Source organism: Streptomyces sp. NPDC020801 (assembly GCF_044334385.1).
Lineage (GTDB): Bacteria > Actinomycetota > Actinomycetes > Streptomycetales > Streptomycetaceae > Streptomyces.
This window is the reverse complement of record NZ_JBIRST010000015.1, coordinates 52,280-69,947: the sequence shown is the minus strand read 5'-3', so window position 1 is coordinate 69,947 and position 17,668 is coordinate 52,280. Positions and strand designations below refer to the sequence as shown.

17 protein-coding genes and 1 pseudogene are annotated in these 17,668 nt (G+C 72.0%); 6 read left to right on the top strand and 12 right to left on the bottom strand.

Annotation, left to right across the window (positions count from 1 at the left end):
• Positions 1 to 86: 86 nt before the first annotated feature.
• On the bottom strand, positions 87 to 572 hold the full coding sequence (locus ACH4UM_RS27655; RefSeq protein ID WP_398184717.1) for an Lrp/AsnC family transcriptional regulator: 486 nt from the start codon (positions 570 to 572) through the stop codon (positions 87 to 89).
• Between the two features lie 77 nt (positions 573 to 649).
• Here ACH4UM_RS27655 and ACH4UM_RS27650 point away from each other — a divergent pair, with 77 nt between their 5' ends.
• The 4 genes from ACH4UM_RS27650 to ACH4UM_RS27635 are packed head-to-tail and all read left to right on the top strand — an operon-like array spanning position 650 to position 4,707.
• Positions 650 to 1,405 (top strand): LytR/AlgR family response regulator transcription factor, encoded by a 756-nt coding sequence (locus tag ACH4UM_RS27650; protein WP_398184715.1) that lies wholly within the window; start codon positions 650 to 652, stop codon positions 1,403 to 1,405.
• Between the two features lie 12 nt (positions 1,406 to 1,417).
• Entirely contained in the window at positions 1,418 to 1,777 is a 360-nt protein-coding gene (locus ACH4UM_RS27645; RefSeq protein ID WP_398184713.1) for a hypothetical protein, read from the top strand.
• A 15-nt stretch (positions 1,778 to 1,792) separates the two neighbouring features.
• Positions 1,793 to 3,505 (top strand): cation acetate symporter, encoded by a 1,713-nt coding sequence (locus tag ACH4UM_RS27640; protein WP_398184711.1) that lies wholly within the window; start codon positions 1,793 to 1,795, stop codon positions 3,503 to 3,505.
• Entirely contained in the window at positions 3,502 to 4,707 is a 1,206-nt protein-coding gene (locus tag ACH4UM_RS27635) for a sensor histidine kinase (protein WP_398184709.1), read from the top strand. Before ACH4UM_RS27640 ends, ACH4UM_RS27635 begins: the two co-directional genes overlap by 4 nt.
• A gap of 26 nt (positions 4,708 to 4,733) precedes the next feature.
• On the opposite strand, the gene ACH4UM_RS27630 is transcribed toward ACH4UM_RS27635, so the two are convergent.
• The 5 genes from ACH4UM_RS27630 to ACH4UM_RS27610 all read right to left on the bottom strand — a co-directional run bounded on the left by ACH4UM_RS27630 (position 4,734) and on the right by ACH4UM_RS27610 (position 9,494).
• Entirely contained in the window at positions 4,734 to 4,904 is a 171-nt protein-coding gene (locus ACH4UM_RS27630) for a hypothetical protein (protein WP_398184708.1), read from the bottom strand.
• Positions 4,905 to 5,063: 159 nt separating this feature from the next.
• Positions 5,064 to 6,014 carry a cytochrome c oxidase assembly protein gene (locus tag ACH4UM_RS27625; RefSeq protein ID WP_398184707.1) on the bottom strand — a complete coding sequence of 317 codons (951 nt, stop codon included), beginning with the start codon at positions 6,012 to 6,014 and terminating at the stop codon, positions 5,064 to 5,066.
• A 137-nt stretch (positions 6,015 to 6,151) separates the two neighbouring features.
• Positions 6,152 to 7,177, bottom strand: coding sequence for a 6-phosphofructokinase (locus ACH4UM_RS27620; protein WP_398184705.1), 1,026 nt, complete (start codon positions 7,175 to 7,177; stop codon positions 6,152 to 6,154).
• Positions 7,178 to 7,506: 329 nt separating this feature from the next.
• Complete coding sequence (locus tag ACH4UM_RS27615; protein WP_398184703.1) at positions 7,507 to 8,235, bottom strand: type 1 glutamine amidotransferase; 729 nt, start codon at positions 8,233 to 8,235, stop codon at positions 7,507 to 7,509.
• Positions 8,236 to 8,255: 20 nt separating this feature from the next.
• Positions 8,256 to 9,494: a MurT ligase domain-containing protein gene (locus tag ACH4UM_RS27610; RefSeq protein ID WP_398184700.1), complete on the bottom strand. Its 1,239-nt coding sequence runs from the start codon at positions 9,492 to 9,494 to the stop codon at positions 8,256 to 8,258.
• 158 nt (positions 9,495 to 9,652) lie between these two features.
• Between ACH4UM_RS27610 and def the strand changes: the two genes are divergently transcribed.
• Positions 9,653 to 10,198 carry a peptide deformylase gene (gene def / locus ACH4UM_RS27605; protein WP_398184697.1) on the top strand — a complete coding sequence of 182 codons (546 nt, stop codon included), beginning with the start codon at positions 9,653 to 9,655 and terminating at the stop codon, positions 10,196 to 10,198.
• Between the two features lie 241 nt (positions 10,199 to 10,439).
• Here the strand turns inward: def and ACH4UM_RS27600 are convergent, their stop codons facing one another.
• On the bottom strand, positions 10,440 to 11,084 hold the full coding sequence (locus ACH4UM_RS27600; RefSeq protein WP_398184695.1) for a TetR family transcriptional regulator: 645 nt from the start codon (positions 11,082 to 11,084) through the stop codon (positions 10,440 to 10,442).
• A gap of 170 nt (positions 11,085 to 11,254) precedes the next feature.
• Between ACH4UM_RS27600 and ACH4UM_RS27595 the strand changes: the two genes are divergently transcribed.
• The gene (locus ACH4UM_RS27595; protein WP_398184692.1) at positions 11,255 to 12,481 is read left to right on the top strand and encodes an acyl-CoA dehydrogenase family protein; all 1,227 of its coding nucleotides are present in this window, start codon (positions 11,255 to 11,257) and stop codon (positions 12,479 to 12,481) included.
• A 201-nt stretch (positions 12,482 to 12,682) separates the two neighbouring features.
• Here the strand turns inward: ACH4UM_RS27595 and ACH4UM_RS27590 are convergent, their stop codons facing one another.
• The 5 genes and pseudogenes from ACH4UM_RS27590 to ACH4UM_RS27570 all read right to left on the bottom strand — a co-directional run bounded on the left by ACH4UM_RS27590 (position 12,683) and on the right by ACH4UM_RS27570 (position 17,593).
• Entirely contained in the window at positions 12,683 to 13,201 is a 519-nt protein-coding gene (locus ACH4UM_RS27590; protein ID WP_398184690.1) for a cupin domain-containing protein, read from the bottom strand.
• Positions 13,202 to 13,208: 7 nt separating this feature from the next.
• Positions 13,209 to 14,423 carry a cytochrome P450 gene (locus ACH4UM_RS27585; protein WP_398184687.1) on the bottom strand — a complete coding sequence of 405 codons (1,215 nt, stop codon included), beginning with the start codon at positions 14,421 to 14,423 and terminating at the stop codon, positions 13,209 to 13,211.
• Positions 14,420 to 15,487, bottom strand: a pseudogene (locus ACH4UM_RS27580) (type III polyketide synthase); the annotation flags it as partial. The pseudogene ACH4UM_RS27580 and the gene ACH4UM_RS27585, both read right to left, overlap by 4 nt.
• A 452-nt stretch (positions 15,488 to 15,939) precedes the next feature.
• Positions 15,940 to 16,182 (bottom strand): DUF6213 family protein, encoded by a 243-nt coding sequence (locus ACH4UM_RS27575; RefSeq protein ID WP_398184684.1) that lies wholly within the window; start codon positions 16,180 to 16,182, stop codon positions 15,940 to 15,942.
• A 25-nt stretch (positions 16,183 to 16,207) separates the two neighbouring features.
• On the bottom strand, positions 16,208 to 17,593 hold the full coding sequence (locus tag ACH4UM_RS27570; RefSeq protein WP_398184681.1) for an NADP-dependent succinic semialdehyde dehydrogenase: 1,386 nt from the start codon (positions 17,591 to 17,593) through the stop codon (positions 16,208 to 16,210).
• Positions 17,594 to 17,668 lie beyond the last annotated feature (75 nt).

Sequence of the window (17,668 nt, the reverse complement as noted above, 5' to 3'; positions counted from 1 at the left end):
TGACACAGACGGACGACAAGAAACGAAAGCTGCGCGTTGGAGCAGGAATGCTGCGTGTTCTTCGAGCTCAGCGCACGTCTGCTGCGTCACTGCGGTGCTACGTGGCTGGCACCCGCCTCGGGGCTGTCCGGCAGCAGGTGGGAAAGCACCATCACGCTGATCGTCTTGCGGATGAAGGGCTCGGTCCGGATCCGCTCCAGCACCTCCTCGAAGTGCTCCACGTCCCGTGCCCGTACATGCAGCAGCGCGTCCGCGCCGCCGGTCACCGTCATCGCCGCCGTGATCTCCGGATGGTTGCGCACCACCTCGGCCAGCCGCCGGGGCGGGGCCGCGCCCTCGCAGTACACCTCGACGTACGCCTCCGTGCGCCAGCCCAGCGCCGCCGGTTTCACCGTGGCCGTGAACCCGGTGATCACCCCCGTCTCGCGCAGCCGGTCCACCCGGCGCTTGACGGCCGTCGCGGACAGGCCGATGGCCGCGCCGATCTCGGCGAAACTGGTGCGGGCGTTCGCCATCAGGGCGGTGAGGATCTTCCGGTCGAGCTCGTCGAACGGTGCCGGCCTGCTGTTCATGTCCGCACTGTATCCAGCGCGAACGCCCATGCCCGGCACATGTCCAGGCATGCCTTTCGCCCCTACACTCCACCTTCATGCTGCGCGCCCTCGCCGTCGACGACGAACGCCCCTCGCTCGAGGAACTGCTCTACCTGCTGAACGCCGACCCCCGGATCGGCCGCGCGGAGGGCGTCGGTGACGCGACCGAGGCACTGCGCCGCATCAACCGGGCGCTGCAGTCCGGCCCGGACGGACCCGACGCCATCGACGTCGTCTTCCTCGACATCCACATGCCCGGCCTGGACGGCCTGGACCTGGCACGGCTGCTCAGCGGGTTCGCCGAGCCGCCGCTGATCGTGTTCGTCACCGCCCACGAGGACTTCGCGGTGCAGGCCTTCGACCTCAAGGCCGTGGACTACGTGCTCAAACCCGTCCGCAAGGAGCGGCTGGCCGAGGCCGTCCGCCGGTCCGCGCAGCTGAGCGGGGCCGCCCCACGCATCCCGGTGAGCGAGCCCGACCCCGACCACATACCGGTCGAGCTGGGCGGCGTGACCCGCTTCGTCGCCGTGGAGGACATCACCCATGTCGAGGCGCGCGGGGACTACGCCCGGCTGCACACCGGCAAGGGCAGCCACCTCGTGCGCATCCCGCTGTCCACGCTGGAGGAGCGCTGGCGCAGCCGCGGCTTCGTCCGCATCCACCGCCGCCACCTGGTCGCCCTGCGCCACATCGGCGAACTGCGCCTGGACGCGGGCACGGTGAGCGTGCTGATCGGGACCGACGAACTCCAGGTCAGCCGGCGTCACGCGCGCGAGCTGCGGGAGATGCTGACACGCCGGACCGCGGGCTAGGGGGCGTCAACCATGCCGCAGGACCCGACCGAGCGCCGTGTCGTCGTCACCGGGCCGTCCCGCCGCACCCGCCGGGCCCCGGGCCGTTACCGCCCGCGCACCGAGATCGACGAGCAGACCACCCTCGGCCACACCTACGTCCGCTCCCTGATGCGCAGCCAACTGCGCGCCGCGCTCACGGTGTTCGCGGTGCTCGTGCTGCTCGTCGGCCCGCTTCCGCTGGTCTTCGCGGCCGCCCCGGAGGCCCGCCGCCTCACCTGGACGGTCCTCGGCTTCTGCCTCTACGCCCCGCTGGTGCTGCTCGCCCGCTGGTACGTGCGCCGCGCCGAGCGCAACGAACGCGACTTCGTCCGGCTCGTCGAGGACCGCTGAGGCCGGGATCAGCCGTTGAACTCCGCCTACACCGTCCCCGCCGTCGCCCTCGTCGTCGTGGCCACCGTGCTCGTCGGCGCGTTCGGCCTGCGCATCTCCCGCACCACCTCCGACTTCTACGTCGCCTCCCGCACCGTCGGCCCGCGCCTGAACGCGGCCGCCATCAGCGGCGAGTACCTCTCCGCCGCCTCCTTCCTGGGCATCGCGGGCCTGGTCCTCGTCCAGGGCCCGGACATGCTGTGGTACCCGGTCGGCTACACGGCCGGCTATCTGGTGCTGCTGCTGTTCGTCGCCGCCCCGCTGCGCCGCTCCGGCGCCTACACACTGCCCGACTTCGCCGAGGCCCGGCTCGCCTCACCGGGCGTACGGCGGCTCGCGGGCGGCTTTGTCGTCGGGGTCGGCTGGCTCTATCTGCTGCCCCAGCTCCAGGGCGCGGGGCTGACCCTGGCCGTGCTCACCGGGGCGCCCGAAGCGCTCGGCGGAGTGATCGTCGCCGTCGTGGTGGTGGCCACGGTCGCCGCGGGCGGCATGCGCAGCATCACCTTCGTCCAGGCCTTCCAGTACTGGCTGAAACTGACCGCCCTGCTCGTCCCCGCGCTCTTCCTCGTGCTCGCGTGGCAGGGTGACGGCGCGCCCCGACACGCCTTCACGGAGCCGGCCGCCTTCCGCGAGCAGCGCACCGTACGCGTCGACGACACCCTCGACCTCACCCTCGACCGCCCACTCACCGTCACCGTCAGCGGCAGCGTCGACGGCCGTACCCACCACGGCCGGCGGGTGAGCCTGCCCGCCGGCACCCATCACGTCGAGCGCGGCACCCGGCTCACCTTCGCCCGGGGTGCCGCCGTCCCCGCGGCCGAGCGCGGCGCGGGCGGCGGCATGTCCACCCCGCTCGCCACCGGCCGCGAGGAACGCCCGCTGTACGCCACGTACGGACTGATCCTCGCCACCTTCCTCGGCACCATGGGCCTGCCGCACGTCGTCGTCCGCTTCTACACCAGCCCCCACGGCGTCGCCGCCCGCCGTACCACGGTGGCCGTGCTCGGCCTGGTCGGCGGCTTCTACCTGCTGCCACCCCTCTACGGCGCCCTCGGCCGTCTCTACGCCCCGGAGCTGACCCTCACCGGGAACGCGGACGCCGCCGTCCTGCTGCTGCCCGACCGCATGATCGGCGGCCTCGGCGGCGACCTGCTCGGCGCGCTGGTCGCGGGCGGCGCCTTCGCCGCGTTCCTGTCCACCGCCTCCGGCCTCACCCTGGCGGTGGCCGGGGTGCTCACCCAGGACGTGCTGCCCTCGCGGGGAGTGCGGCACTTCCGGCTCGGCACGGTGCTCGCCATGGCCGTGCCGCTGGCCGCGAGCGTCCTGGTCGGAGGGCTGCCGGTGGCCGACGCGGTCGGGCTCGCCTTCGCGGTGTCCGCCTCCTCGTTCTGCCCGCTGCTCGTCCTCGGCATCTGGTGGCGGCGGCTCACCCCGCCCGGCGCGGCCGCCGGGATGCTGACGGGCGGCGGTGCCGCACTCGTCGCCGTCGCCGCGACCATGGCGGGCTTCCCGGGCACCGGACCACTGCACGCGCTGCTCGCCTGGCCCGCCCTGTGGTCCGTGCCGCTGGGCTTCCTCACCATGACGCTGGTGTCCCTGGCCACGCCGGGCCGGGTGCCGCCCCGGACCGCGGCCATCCTCGCCCGGTTCCACCTGCCCGAACAACTGCGGGCGGAGGTGAGGACGTGAGCGGGTTCCTCGCCGGGATGTGCGTGGCCGTGCTGCCGCTGCTCGCCGCCGGCTACTGGCTCGGCCGGCGCACCGCCCGCCCACAGAGCCTCGGCGGGCTCGGCACCCCCGTGGAGCACGCCACCTTCCAGACCCTGCACACCGCCTCGCTGGCCGCGCCCCCGCTGCGGGCGGGTCTGACCGGGGAGACCGCCCGCAAGTCGGCCCGCCGGCTGCGCTCGCTGCTCGGCACCGACGCGCTCTGCCTCACGGACGACGAACAGGTCCTGGCCTGGGACGGCGTGGGCGCACACCACCGCGGCGAGATCATGGACCGGCTCACCGGTCCGCTGGACACCGGCCGCGGCGAGGCCTTCCGGCTCACCTGCGAGATACCGGACTGCCCGGTGCGGTGGGCCGTCGTCGCCCCGCTCACCGTCGACGACCGGGTGCACGGCGCCCTCGTCGCCTGCGCGCCCCGCGAGTCCGCCGTCCTGGTCCGGGCCGCCGCCGAGGTCGCCCGCTGGGTCTCCGTCCAGCTGGAACTCGCCGACCTCGACGACTCCCGCACCCGGCTCATCGAGGCCGAGGTCAAGGCACTGCGCGCCCAGATCTCCCCGCACTTCGTCTTCAACTCGCTCGCGGTGATCGCCTCGTTCGTCCGCACCGACCCCGAGCGCGCCCGCGAGCTGCTGCTGGAGTTCGCCGACTTCACCCGCTACTCCTTCCGCCGGCACGGCGACTTCACCACGCTGGCCGACGAGCTCCACGCCATCGAGCACTACCTGGCGCTCGTCCGGGCCCGCTTCGGCGACCGTCTCGCCGTCACCCTCCAGATCGCCCCGGAGGTGCTCCCGGTCGCCCTGCCCTTCCTGTGCCTGCAGCCGCTGGTCGAGAACGCCGTCAAGCACGGGCTGGAGGGCAAGACCGGTACCTGCCGCATCCGTATCACCGCCCAGGACGCGGCCGCCGAGGCGCTGGTGGTCATCGAGGACGACGGCGCCGGCATGGACCCCGCCCTGCTGCGCCGCATCCTCGCCGGTGAGGTCAGCCCGTCGGGCGGCATCGGGCTGTCCAACGTCGACGACCGGCTCCGCCAGGTCTACGGCGACGACCACGGCCTGGTCATCGAGACCGCGCCCGGCGCGGGTATGAAGATCACCGCCCGGCTGCCGAAGTACCAGCCGGGCGTGCACTCCGCGGGGCGGCTGCCCGGGGAGTGAGGGCCGAACACGCCCCGCAGAGGGCGTCAGGTGCTGCGGGTGGCGATCATGCCGAGGGTGATCAGGCCCAGCACGACCCAGCCGAACCACAGCCAGCCGTTGCCGCCGAGCGCCACCGTGTAGGCCGTCACCACGACAAGGGCGCCGACGGTGAGCACCCCCATCGCCTTCGTGGAACCGTCCGTGGAACCGGGCATCGCGACACCCTCCTCATGGTCCGTCCTGCTCCATGGTGCCCCGATCCGCCGTCTGCGGACAGCGTGGGGGAGGAGGTGGGGGATGCGCCCTCCGATTCCGGGCTTTCACTCGGGGCCTCGGTTCCAGGGCGTCGGTACCGGGGTGTCGGTTCCGGGGCTTCAGTTCCCGCGTGCGTTGAGCGAGGCGAGATAGGCGTTGTAGGCCTCGAGCTCCTTGTCGCCGTCGCGGTCGGCGGCCCGGTCCTTGCGCTTGGCCTGCCGCTGCTCGGAGCGGTACCACTGGAAGAGCAGCGCGAGCAGCACCAGCACGGAGGGGACCTCGCTGAACGCCCAGGCGATGCCGCCGGCGGCCGTCTGGTCGGAGAGGGCCTCGATGCCGAGCGAGGCCGGCGGGTTCCTGAAGGTCTCGACCATGGGAGTGGACGCCATCATCAGGGCGATCCCGAAGAACGCGTGGAAGGGCATGCCCGCGAACAGCTCCAGCATCCGCATCAGATGGCCCGGCCGGTTCGGGCCCGGGTCGACACCCATGATCGGCCAGAAGAACGCCAGGCCGACCGCGAGGAAGTGCACCATCATCGCGATGTGCCCCGCCTTCGACCCCATCAGGAAGTCGAAGATCGGCGTGAAGTACAGCGCGTAGAGGCTCGCGATGAACATCGGGATGGTGAAGGCGGGGTGCGTGACGATCCGCATGTAGCGGCTGTGCAGCAGCGCGAGCAGCAGCTCACGCGGCCCCTTGCGGCCCTTGCCGGCGGGGGGCAGCGCGCGCAGCGCCAGCGTGACCGGGGCGCCGAGCAGGATCAGGATCGGTGACAGCATGCTGATGACCATGTGCTGGACCATGTGCACACTGAACATGACCATGCCGTAGTCGTTCAGCCCGGTGCACATCACCAGCATCACGGTCAGCACGCCGGCGGCGTACGCGACGGTCCGGCCCACCGGCCAGGAGTCGCCGCGCCGCCGCAGCCGCAGCACGCCCCAGCCGTACAGGCCGAGGCCGAGCAGGCAGGCGACGAGGAAGAAGGGGTCGGCGGACCACTCGAGGCCACGTCCCAGCGTGAACGGCGGCAGGTCCATCGTCATGCCGTGGCCGCTGTGATCCATCCGCCGGCTCCTGGTTCGTGGGGGTTGTGCGCTGTCCGACCACAGCTGTGCCCATCCGCAGCTGTCTGTCCGCACCCAGAGTAGAACCGCCCCCGGCCGCTCTTGCGGCCGGGGGCGGTTTGTGCTTGGTGCGTCTTCTACAACACGCACTCCGCCTCTGCGTACCGCTCCGCCGGGACCGTCTTGAGGGTCTCCACGGCCTTGGCCAGCGGCACCATCACGATGTCCGTGCCACGCAGCGCGGTCATCCGGCCGAACTCCCCGCGGTGCACGGCCTCCACGGCGTGCCAGCCGAACCGGGTGGCCAGCACGCGGTCGTACGCGGTCGGCGTGCCGCCGCGCTGGACGTGCCCGAGGATGACCGGCCGGGCCTCCTTGCCGAGGCGCTCCTCCAGCTCCAGCGAGAGCTGCCGGGCGACACCGGCGAACCGTTCGTGGCCGTAGATGTCCTTGCCGCCCTCGTCGAAGTCCATGGTGCCCGCCCGGGGCTTGGCGCCCTCAGCGGCCACCACGATCGCGAACCGCTTGCCCGCCGCGAAGCGCTCGCCGACCTTCTTCGCCAGCTCCTCGATGTCGAAGGGCCGTTCGGGGACGACGATGGCGTGGGCGCCGGCCGCCATGCCGGACTGCAGCGCGATCCAGCCGGTGTGGCGGCCCATGACCTCCACGATCAGCACGCGCTGGTGGGACTCGGCGGTGGTCTTCAGGCGGTCCAGCGCCTCGGTGGCGACGGTCACGGCGGTGTCGAAGCCGAAGGTGACGTCGGTGACCGCGATGTCGTTGTCGATGGTCTTGGGCACCCCGACGATCGGCAGACCGCTGTCCGACAGCAGCCGGGCCGCCTTGAGCGTGCCCTCGCCGCCGATCGGGATGATCGCGTCGAGCCCGAGCTCCTCGACATGGCCCTTGGCCCGCTCCACGCCGTCACGCAGGTGCTCCGGACGGACCCGGGAGGAGCCGAGGATGGTGCCGCCGCGGGCCAGGATGCCGCCGACGGCGTCGAGGTCGAGCTTGAGGTAGTCGCACTCCAAGAGGCCCTTCCAGCCGTCGCGGAAGCCGATGACCTCGTCGCCGTGGTCGACGACGGCACGGTGCACGACGGACCGGATGACGGCGTTCAGGCCGGGGCAGTCGCCGCCGGACGTGAGGACACCAATGCGCATAGCCCGAATAACCTTCTCCACATGGGCACGGGACCGGACCGCGCTGTCCGGCTCGATCCCCGCCACCCTAGCGGCACCGGGGGGCAGGACCGAACCATGCGTCCGCCTGCTGGACTGGCCCGCTCACCTGTGCGTACGGCCCGTCAGACGGGCTGGTCGCTCCGTGCTGACGGGCCGGTGCGCACGCGTGTCGCGCGGGCCCCGGCGGACGAGCAGGAGAATCGTTCCTACGTGGGCCGATGCGCGAAGGTGCGCGGTACGGGCCGCCGGGTGGCGCCTGGGCGGGCTGCCGCGCCACCGTGCCTACGCGGGCTGCTGCGCCACCGTGCCTATGCGGGCTGCTGCGCAGCCGCGATGCGCTCGTCGCGCAGTGCCTCGTACCAGCGGTCGTCGATCGGCGGCAGCGCGTTGACGTCGAGCGCCAGCTTCAGCAGCAGATCCGCGATCTGCGGGTTGCGGGCGAGCACCGGACCGTGCATGTACGTGCCGAAGACGGTGTCGTTGTACGCGCCCTCCGTGCCGTCCCCGGTGCCGTTGCCCCTGCCCAGGCGGACCTGGGCGAGGGGACGGGCGGTGGGGCCGAGGTGGGTGACGCCCTGGTGGTTCTCGAAACCGGTCAGCGGAGGCAGGCTGAGGCGCGGGTCGATGTCGCCCAGCACGTCGCCGACGCACCGCTCGCCCTCGCCCCGCACCGACACCACGTCGAGCAGGCCCAGGCCCGGCTCGCGCTGGCCGAGATCGTTGACGAACTCGTGGCCGAGGATCTGGTAGCCGGCACAGACCGAGAAGACGATGGCGCCGTTCTGCACGGCCTGGTACAGGTGCCCGTCGCGGCGCAGTCGCTCGGCCGCGAGCCGCTGGGGCCGGTCCTCGCCGCCGCCGATCAGGTAGATGTCGCCGGAGGTCGGGATCGGCTGGTCGCTGCGCACGTCGAGGCGGGCCACGTCCAGGCCGCGCTGCCGGGCCCGGCGCTCCACGACGAGCGCGTTGCCCTGGTCGCCGTAGGTGCTCAGCAGGTCCGGGTAGATCCACACCAGCCGCAGTTGGTTGTCGCTCATGAAGTGCTCGTCCTCCGTGGTCAGTTGCCGACGCGGCGGCGCAGGTCCTGGAACGCGGTGTAGTTGGCGATGACCTCGATCCGGCCGGGCGGGGCCTGCTGTACGGCCTGGTCGAGGTTCTCGCAGACCTGGAAGTGCTGGTTCGCGACCTCCAGACGCACCGCGAGGTCCAGCTTCCGGTCGCCGATCACGAACAGCGGGTGGCCGGTCAGGCGGGTGTAGTCGACGTCCCACAGCCAGGAGGTGTCGGTGCCGTCGGCACCGCGCGCGTTCACCGACAGGATGACCGGGGTGGGCGGCGGGTCGATCAGGGAGAACGTCTCCAGCCAGCCGGCCGGGTTCTTCGCCAGCAGCAGCCGCAGGTCGCGCTGCATGAACTGCACCACGTCGTAGCGGCCGGCGACCGCCTGCACCTGGTACATCCGCTCCAGCGCCACCTGCGGCGGCACCCCGAAGACGGCGGCCACGGCCGCGGAGGAGGCGGCGTTGGCCTTGTTGGCGCGGCCCGGCAGCTGGAGGTGGATCGGCCAGGCGGAGCCGTGCGGGTCGAGCACGTGGTCGCCGTTCAGCGCCCAGCTGGGCGTGGGACGGCGGAAGCCGCACTCGCCGCAGAACCAGTCGTCGCCGGGGCGCTGCATCACACCGCCGCAGGACGGGCAGGACCAGGCGTCGTCCTTCCACATCTGGCCCGCGGCCACCCAGATCACGTTGGGGGAGGAGGACGCGGCCCACACCACCAGCGGGTCGTCGCAGTTGGCGACGATCACGGCCTTGGATCCGCTGAGCCCCTCACGCCAGTTCTCGGCGAGCATCCGGGTCTCGGCGGCGCGGTCCAGCTGGTCGCGGGAGAGGTTGAGCAGCGCGATGCACTTGGGGTCGGTGTCCCGGGCGACGCCGGCGAGGTACTTCTCGTCGACCTCGATCACGCCGTAGCGGGCGTCCGAGCCGCCCGCGAGCGCCGAGGTGATGCCCGCGGGCATGTTGGCGCCGAGCGCGTTGGAGACCACCGGGCCGGCGGCCCGCAGCGCCTCCGCGATGAGCCGGGTGGTCGTGGTCTTGCCGTTGGTCGCCGACACCAGGACGACGTCCAGGTTCTGGGCGAGCCGGGCCAGCAGGTCGGGGTCGAGCCTGAGGGCCACCCGACCGCCGATCACCGAACCGCTGCCGCGCCCCGCGGCGCGCGATGCCGCAGCGACCGCCTTGCCCGCGGTCACGGCCAGCTTGGCCCGCGGCGTGAGCGGGTCCGAGTTGCCTGCCATCAGTTCTCGATCCTCCTTGCGTACGCGCCGCGCCTGAGCCATCCGGCAACGTGGTGAGGACCTCAGCCTATCGAGATCCATTCCCGCTCCCGAATCCCGGCACCGCGACGGCGCCCGCGCGCCCTTCGCGCGTCGGGTAGGACCGTACCCTTGCCGCCATGCGACAAGGCTCGATCCCGGGCGTCCGCGGGCGCGTCCGGCCCCTCACCCTGCTCGGCGACCCGGTGCTGCACGCGCCCTGCCGGGAGGTCACCGGCTTCGGCCCGGAACTGGCGGCGCTCGTGGAGGACTTGTTCGCCACGATGTACGCGGCGGGCGGCGTGGGGCTGGCCGCGAACCAGGTGGGCGAGGCCCTGCGCGTGTTCGTCTACGACTGCCCGGACGACGAGGACGTCCGTCACCTGGGCCATGTGGTGAACCCGCGGCTGGTCGAGACCGACGGCGTGGTCGTCCGTGGCCCGGAGGGCTGTCTGTCCCTGCCCGGCCTGGAGGCCGGGACGGAGCGCTACGACCACGCGGTCGTCGAGGGCTTCACGGCGAGCGGGGAACCGGTCACCGTCCACGGCACGGGCTTCTTCGCCCGGTGCCTGCAGCACGAGTGCGACCACCTGGACGGCCGCCTGTACGCGGACCACCTCACGGGCCGGCGCCGCCGCAAGCTGCTCAGGCAGGCGGCGAAGGCGCCGTGGGGGCGGCGGGTCTAGGGCCGCCGGGGCCGGCGGGGAGGCCGGTGGACGCGGATGTCGGGCCGCCCGGCCGGGGGAGGTGAGTGCCGGCCCCCGCTTGCCGGCCGAGGGGTGCGCGCATGCCTGCCCTCCCAGGGAGCCCGGTGCCCGCCGGGCCGCGCGGAGGTGCGGCCGGTGGCAGGCCGCGCGGGCGTGTGCCGGACGTGGGACCCCGGCCCCGGTTCCAGCCGGGGAGGCAACGGCCGGGCGGCCGGGGTGCCTAGAACCCCGGCCCGCCGATCTTGTCTCCGGCCGCGGCCAGTCTTCCCCACAGGAGGTCGGCCAGGCTGCGCACCAACTCCGCGCGGGTGCAAGGGCGCTCGCCCAGCCACCAGTCGCCCGCGGCGTGCATCATGCCGACGATGCCGTGGCCCCACACCCGGGCCAGCTGCTGGCTGCCCGGACCGAGGTCCAGCCGCTCCTCGATGACCTGGGCCAGCTCCTCGCCCATCCGGCGCAGCAGCGGCGCGGAGTGCTTGCCGACGTCGAAGCCCTGGTCACTGCCCGGGCTGCCCTCCGCGGGGTGCATCAGGAACCGGTACACCTGCGGCCGGGCCTCGATCGCCGCGAGGTAGGTGTCCAGGGTGGACTCCACCCGCTCCCGCCGCTCCGCGGGGGCGTCCAGCGCGGCCCGCAGCGAGTCGAGCAGGGCGTCGGTGTGCCGTTGGGCGAGAGCGGCGTACAGGCCGCCCTTGTCGCCGAAGTGGCGGTAGAGGATCGGCTTGGTGATGCCGGCCTCGGCGGCGATCGCGTTCATCGACGCCTGCGGGCCGTCGCGCAGCACCACCCGGTCGGCGGCCTCCAGCAGCTCGCGCCGGCGGCGGTCGGCGGACCGCTGCTGATCGGTCCGCTGTGTGGTGTCCATGAGCTCTCCCCACCCGTGCTGTTTCGGTGACGCCTGCGCAAAGTAACACTGACCGCGCCCGGCACATCGAACGGGCTGCCGATGACGGGCGCGGGATTTGACTTTTCCTACCGGCCGGTAACACAGTAGGGTTACCGCAAGTAACACGCATGTGCGCCGCTGGAGGGGACATGACCGGGTTCACCATGGAGCTCAACGACGAACAGAAGGAGGTCCGGGACTGGCTGCACGGCTTCGCCGCCGACGTCATCCGCCCCGCGGCCGCCGAATGGGACGAGCGTGAGGAGACTCCCTGGCCGGTCATCCAGGAGGCGGCGAAGGTCGGCATCTACTCCCTCGACTTCTACGCCCAGCAGTACTTCGACTCCACCGGCCTCGGCATTCCCATGGCCATGGAGGAGTTGTTCTGGGGCGACGCCGGGATAGCCCTGTCCATCGTCGGCACCGGACTGGCCGCGGTCGGCGTCCTCGCCAACGGCACCGAGGAGCAGATCGGCACCTGGGTCCCGCAGATGTACGGCGACGCGGACGACGTCAAGGTCGCCGCCTTCTGTTCCTCCGAGCCCGACGCCGGCTCCGACGTCGCCTCCATGCGCACCCGCGCGGTGTACGACGAGGCCAAGGACGAGTGGGTGATCAACGGCACCAAGACCTGGGCGACCAACGGCGGCATCGCCAACGTCCATGTGGTCGTCGCCGTCGTCGACCCCGAACTCGGTTCCAAGGGCCACGCCTCCTTCATCGTCCCGCCGGGCACCCCGGGCCTCGCGCAGGGGCAGAAGTTCAAGAAGCACGGTATCCGTGCCTCGCACACCGCCGAGGTGATCCTGGACAACGTCCGTGTCCCCGGCTCCTGTCTGCTCGGCGGCAAGGAGAAGCTGGACGAGCGGCTCGCCCGCGCCCGCGAGAAGGCGAAGAAGGGCGGCGAGCGCGTGAAGAACGCCGCGATGGCCACCTTCGAGGCGTCCCGTCCGGCCGTGGGCGCGATGGCGGTGGGCACCGCCAGGGCCGCGTACGAGGTCGCCCTCGACTACGCGAAGACCCGCGAGCAGTTCGGCCGGCCGATCATCGACAATCAGGGCGTGGCCTTCCAGCTCGCCGACATGCGCACGCAGATCGACGCCGCCCGGCTGCTGGTGTGGCGTGCCTCGTGGATGGCCGTCAACGGCAAGCCGTTCACGGCCGCCGAGGGCTCGATGTCCAAGCTGTTCGCCAGCGAGATGGCGAAGAAGGTCACCGCCCAGGCGATCCAGATCCTGGGCGGCAACGGCTACACCCGGGAGTACCCGGTGGAGCGGATGCACCGCGACGCGGCGATCTACACCATCTTCGAGGGCACCAGCGAGATCCAGCGGCTGGTGATCTCCCGCACGATCTCGGGGATGCCGATCCGTTAGGCCCTGTAGTCAGGTTCCTTACCCGCGGCGACAGGACCTGGTGCTGCGACCGGAAAGGTTCACCGGCTAGCGACGCCCGGGACGGCACCTCGCCGCGTCGCCGCATCACCCGAGTACGTCCAGTACGCGGGCGATGCTCCGCCTTGCGACGCACCGCACCGGACGCCGCGAGCTCTCCGGCAAACCTTTCCGGCCACAGCACTAGCGGTGCCTGAGCGGCGTCAGCTGCTCGATGTCGTAGCGCTTCCTGAGTTCCTCGATGGCCGCGTGGTCCGGCGGCCCCCCGTTCCCCAGGATCTCCAGCAGTTCCTCGAAGTACCGCTCGTGATCCGGGGGCGGGGACGCCTGGAAGAACATCTTCGCCGGGGCGTCCGTGGGGTTGGCGAAGGCGTGCGGGCATCCCGGGGGCACGACGATGACCGTGCCCGGGGTCGCCCGCACCACGCGGCTGCCGGAACGGGACTCCCACCTCTGCCAGTGGTCGGGAGTGCGGATCCGCGGCTCAAAGGCGAGCACGTCCAGCTCGCCCTCGAGCACGTAGAACAACTCCTCGCTGCGCGTGTGCACATGGGCGCCCACGTCGAACCCCGGCGGGACCTCCACCTCGAAGGTGGAGGCCGCCCGCGAGTGCGAGCCGGTCACCTTGAAGGTCACCCGCTGGGCCGGCGTCTCGACGATGCGGCCCTGACCGGGTGGCACGAGCAGTCCCTCCGTGCTCATGGCAGGCTCACCACGTCACGGGCAGGGCCTCGGGCCCGCGGATCAACGCGCCCTTCCGGAAGGGCACCTGACCCGGCGGCACCGCCAGTCTCAGTCCCGGCAGCCGGTCGAGGAGGGCGTCGACCAGCAGCTGCGACTCCAGCCTGGCCAGCTGGCCGCCGGGGCAGTAGTGCGGGCCGAAGCCGAACGCCACATGCGGGTTCGGGCCGCGCGCGAAGTCGATCGAATCCGGGTCCGGGAAGACCTCCGGGTCGCGGTTGGCGGCCAGGTACGACACGTAGACCGGGTCGCCCGCGCGGATCCGCACCCCCTTGATCTCCACGTCCTCCAGGGCGATCCGGGACAGCCCGACCGCGTTGCGGTGCGGGATGTAGCGCAGCAGTTCGTCGATGGCCTGCGGACGGATCTCCGGTTCGGCGCGCAGCCGGGCGGCCAGCTCGGGGCGGGTCAGCAGGACGTAGAACATCTGCCCGCTGTTGTTGGTGACCGCCTCGCCGCCGATCTGCAGGAGCACCGCGAGACCGACGGCCTCCCCCAGTGTGATCTCGCCGCGTCCCACGGCGGCGCCGAGCAGCGAGGTGACGTCCTCGTCGTCGCTGCCCGCACGCGCGTCGATGAGCTCGGTGAAGTACGTGCCCATCTCCTCCTTGGCCTGCTCGCTGACCAGGGCGCCGTGCGAGGAGGACAGGATCAGCTGCGTCCAGGTGTGCACACCGTGCCGGTCGGCGGCCGGAACGCCCATCAGCTCGCAGACCACCGCGATCGGGAACGGGCTCAGCACCGCCGCGGTGAGGTCCGCGGGCGGGCCGTCCTGGACGAGTTCGTCGACCAGTTCGTCCAGCATGCGCCGGGCGTCGTCCCGCACCCGCTCGACCCCCCGCGCCGTGAAGGCCGGGGCGACCGCGCGGCGCAGCCGGGTGTGGTCGGGCGGGTCCAGGAAACCGACCGCGCCGCGGCTCGGGATGAAGTGCGGGGCCAGCCGGGTGACCTGCCGCTCCATGACCGCCTCGCGGCCGAACCGGGGATCGTTGGTGACCATCCGCACGTCGTCCATGCCGGTCACCAGCCAGGCCCAGCCCTCGCCGTTGGGCAGCTCGATGCGCGTGAGGGGGCCCTCCTGCATCAGCTCGGTGAGCACGGGGTCGAAGTCGACGCCGGTCAGATCGGGCACCGGCCAGTGCCGCACCGGGGGCAGGGCCTCGGTGAGCGTCTCTTCGATCATGCCCCGTCCTCCGTCTGCCAGCGGCCCAGGGACATCTCCGCGGTGATGCCGGGACCGAACCCGGCGAGCAGCCCGCGTGCCCGGTTCTCGGCGCCGCCCTCGTCGAACAGCCGGCGCAGCGCGTCCAGGACGACGGCGCTGGCGATGTTGCCGTACTCGGTGAGCGTGGCCCGGCTGAACCGGAACGCGTGCGGGTCGACCTGCAGGAACTTGCTGAGGTCGTCGAGGATCCGGGGACCGCCCGCGTGGATGACGTAGAAGTCCAGGTCGGACGCGTCCCAGCCGTGGACTCCGGCCAGCTCCTGCAGGGCCGGGGCGAGCGGCTCCATCGTGGCGGGCACCCGCTTGTCCAGCAGGAAGTGGAAGCCGGTCGCCCGGACCTCGTACGCGATCCAGTCCTCGGTCTTGGGGATCAGGTACGAGCCGTTGCGCTCCAGCCGGACGCCGGTGCCGCCCGTGCCGCGGACCACGGCGGCGGCGATGCCGTCACCGAACAGGCCGTTGGAGAGCAGGGATCCGACGCCGAGGTCGGTGGGCTGGTAGCACAGCGAGCAGAACTCGCAGGCCACGATGAGCACGTTGGCGTCCGGGTAGGCCGTGCAGAAGTCGTGGGCCCGGTTGATCGCCGCACCGCCGGCCGCACAGCCCAGCTGGGCTATGGGTATCTGGCGCGTGGTCGAGTCGAAGTCCATCTCGTTGATCAGCCACGCCGTGAGCGAGGGCATCATGAAGCCCGTGCACGAGACGTAGATGATGACATCGATGTCGGTGGTCAGGAGCTCGGCGTCGTCGAGCGCGCGCTGGATGACCGCGGGGACCCGGGCCTTCGCCTCCTGCTCGTAGAGCTTGTTGCGCTCCTCGAAGCCCGGGTGCTTGAGGGTCTCCTCGATGGGCTGCACGATGTGCCGGGTACGCACACCGGTGTTCTCGATCAGCCGGAGGGCCAGCGGGAGTTGCGGGTGGTCCGCGTGGCGGGAGCGTGCGAGCTCCAGCGTTTCCTCCATCGTGATCACGTGCTCTGGAACGGACACCGAGGGTCTGCACAAAGTCGCCATGAGCCGTGCCTGCTTTCGCCTTCCGGAAGGCCGGTAGCCCCCCGGTCAGAGGGTGGTGCACCCAGAAGGGTGGTCCACCCACGATCGCCCGGGAGGGCGACGATCTCTCGCGGGACTACTCCAAACCGGCGACGGGGAGCAAGGGCCGCAAGGCGTCTTCCGGGGCGGCCGGACGGACGTCACCATGGCGTCGGCGGCGGGAAAACCGCTGGTGGAACCGGTTGGGGCGAGTGCGTCCACGGCGCGGGCCGAACGGCCTCCGCCGGTGCTCGCGCAGCGGCACGCCGAGCGGGGACCCGCGCGCCGCGCACGCCGGGGCAGGCGTCCGGGTGGGGGGACCCCGGGAGGGGCGGCCGGCGCGGCGCCGGCGCGGCCCAGGGGATCGACGAGGTGCCGGGGACCGCGCAGGAGCCCGCCGGGCCCGGACCGGCTGTCCGGCGGTCCGGTGGTCGTCCCCGTGGCTACCCGGACGACGCCGCCCCGCTGCTGTGCGCGATGCAGGCCACGTCGATCCGGTCGGCCAGCTTGGCCAGTTCGATGGTCAGGGCGGCCACCGTGTCCTCGTCGAGACCCTCCTGCCCGGCCTCCACCAGGCGCAGCCACCGGCCGCCCACCGTCCGAAGCAGCTTGCTCACGTCGGCCGCGGCCACCTGCAAGGTACCGCGGTCGTCGACGATCAGAGGGAGAGTCACTTCGCGGTTCACAAAGGGGATCGTAGCCGCGGAAGCCTCACGCTCCGTGCCATACCGTGGTGATGTTGCAGAACTCGCGGATTCCGTGCCCGGACAGCTCACGCCCGTACCCCGACCGCTTCACCCCGCCGAACGGCAGGGCCGGATGGGAGGCCGTCATGCCGTTGAAGAACACCCCGCCCGCCTCCAGGTCCCGCACGAACCGGTCGACCTCGACCTCGTCCCGTGTCCACACGTTCGAACTCAGCCCGAACGGTGAGTCGTTGGCGATCAGCACCGCCTCGTCCAGGTCGGCCGCACGGTACAGCGTGGCGACCGGGCCGAAGGCCTCCTCACGGTGGATGCGCATCTCGCGGGTGATGCCCGCGAGCACGGTCGGCGGGTAGTACCAGCCGGGCCAGGCGGGACGTTCGCCACCGCACAGCACGCTCGCCCCGCTGCGCCTGGCGTCGTCGACGAGCTCCTCCAGGTCCGCCCGCCCCCGCTCGCTGGAGAGCGGCCCGACCTCGGTGTGCTCCTGCATCGGGTCGCCGACCTTCAGCGCCTTCATGCCCGCGACGAAGCGCTCGGTGAAGGCGTCGTGGACGTCCGTGTGGACGATGAACCGCTTGGCGGCGATGCACGACTGCCCGTTGTTCTGCACCCGGGCGGTCACCGCGACCTGCGCGGCCCGGTCGATGTCGGCGGACGGCATCACGACGAACGGATCGCTGCCGCCCAGCTCCAGCACCGTCTTCTTGATCATCTCCCCGGCGGTGGAGGCGACCGCCCGTCCGGCCGGCTCGCTGCCGGTGAGCGTGGCCGCCTTCACGCGCTCGTCGCGCAGGATGTCGTCGACCGCGCCGGAGCCGACGAGCAGGGTCTGGAAACTGCCCTCGGTGAAGCCGGCCCGGTGGAAGAGGTCCTCCAGGTACAGGGCGGTCTGGGGCACGTTGGAGGCGTGCTTGAGCAGGCCGACGTTGCCGGCCATCAGCGCGGGCGCGGCGAACCGGACCACCTGCCACAGCGGGAAGTTCCAGGGCATCACCGCGAGCACCGGGCCGAGCGGCCGGTAGCGGACCAGGGCGCGGGAGGCGCCGGAGTCCTTGACGTCGGTCTCGGCCGGCTCCTCGTCGGCGAGCAGTTCCCCGGCGTGCTCGGCGTACCAGCGCATCGCCTTGGCGCACTTGGCGGCCTCGGCGCGGGCCTGCTTGATCGGCTTGCCCATCTCCGTGGTCATGACCCGGGCGATCTCCTGCCGGTCCTCGTCGAGGAGTGCCGCCGCGCTGTTCATCAGGCGGGCCCGCTCCGCGAGGGACGTCGTCCGGTACGTGCGGAAGGTGGCCTCGGCGAGCTGGAGCCGGCGCTCGATCTCCTCCTCGCCCATGGCCTCGTACGTCTTGAGCGTCTCGCCGCTGGCCGGGTTCACCGTGGCGATGGACATGGCTGACCTCCCCTGGGAGCGGGCTGTGCTTCGACCTTCCCGCGCGGCGGTGCCGGCCGCAACGCGTGAGGCCCT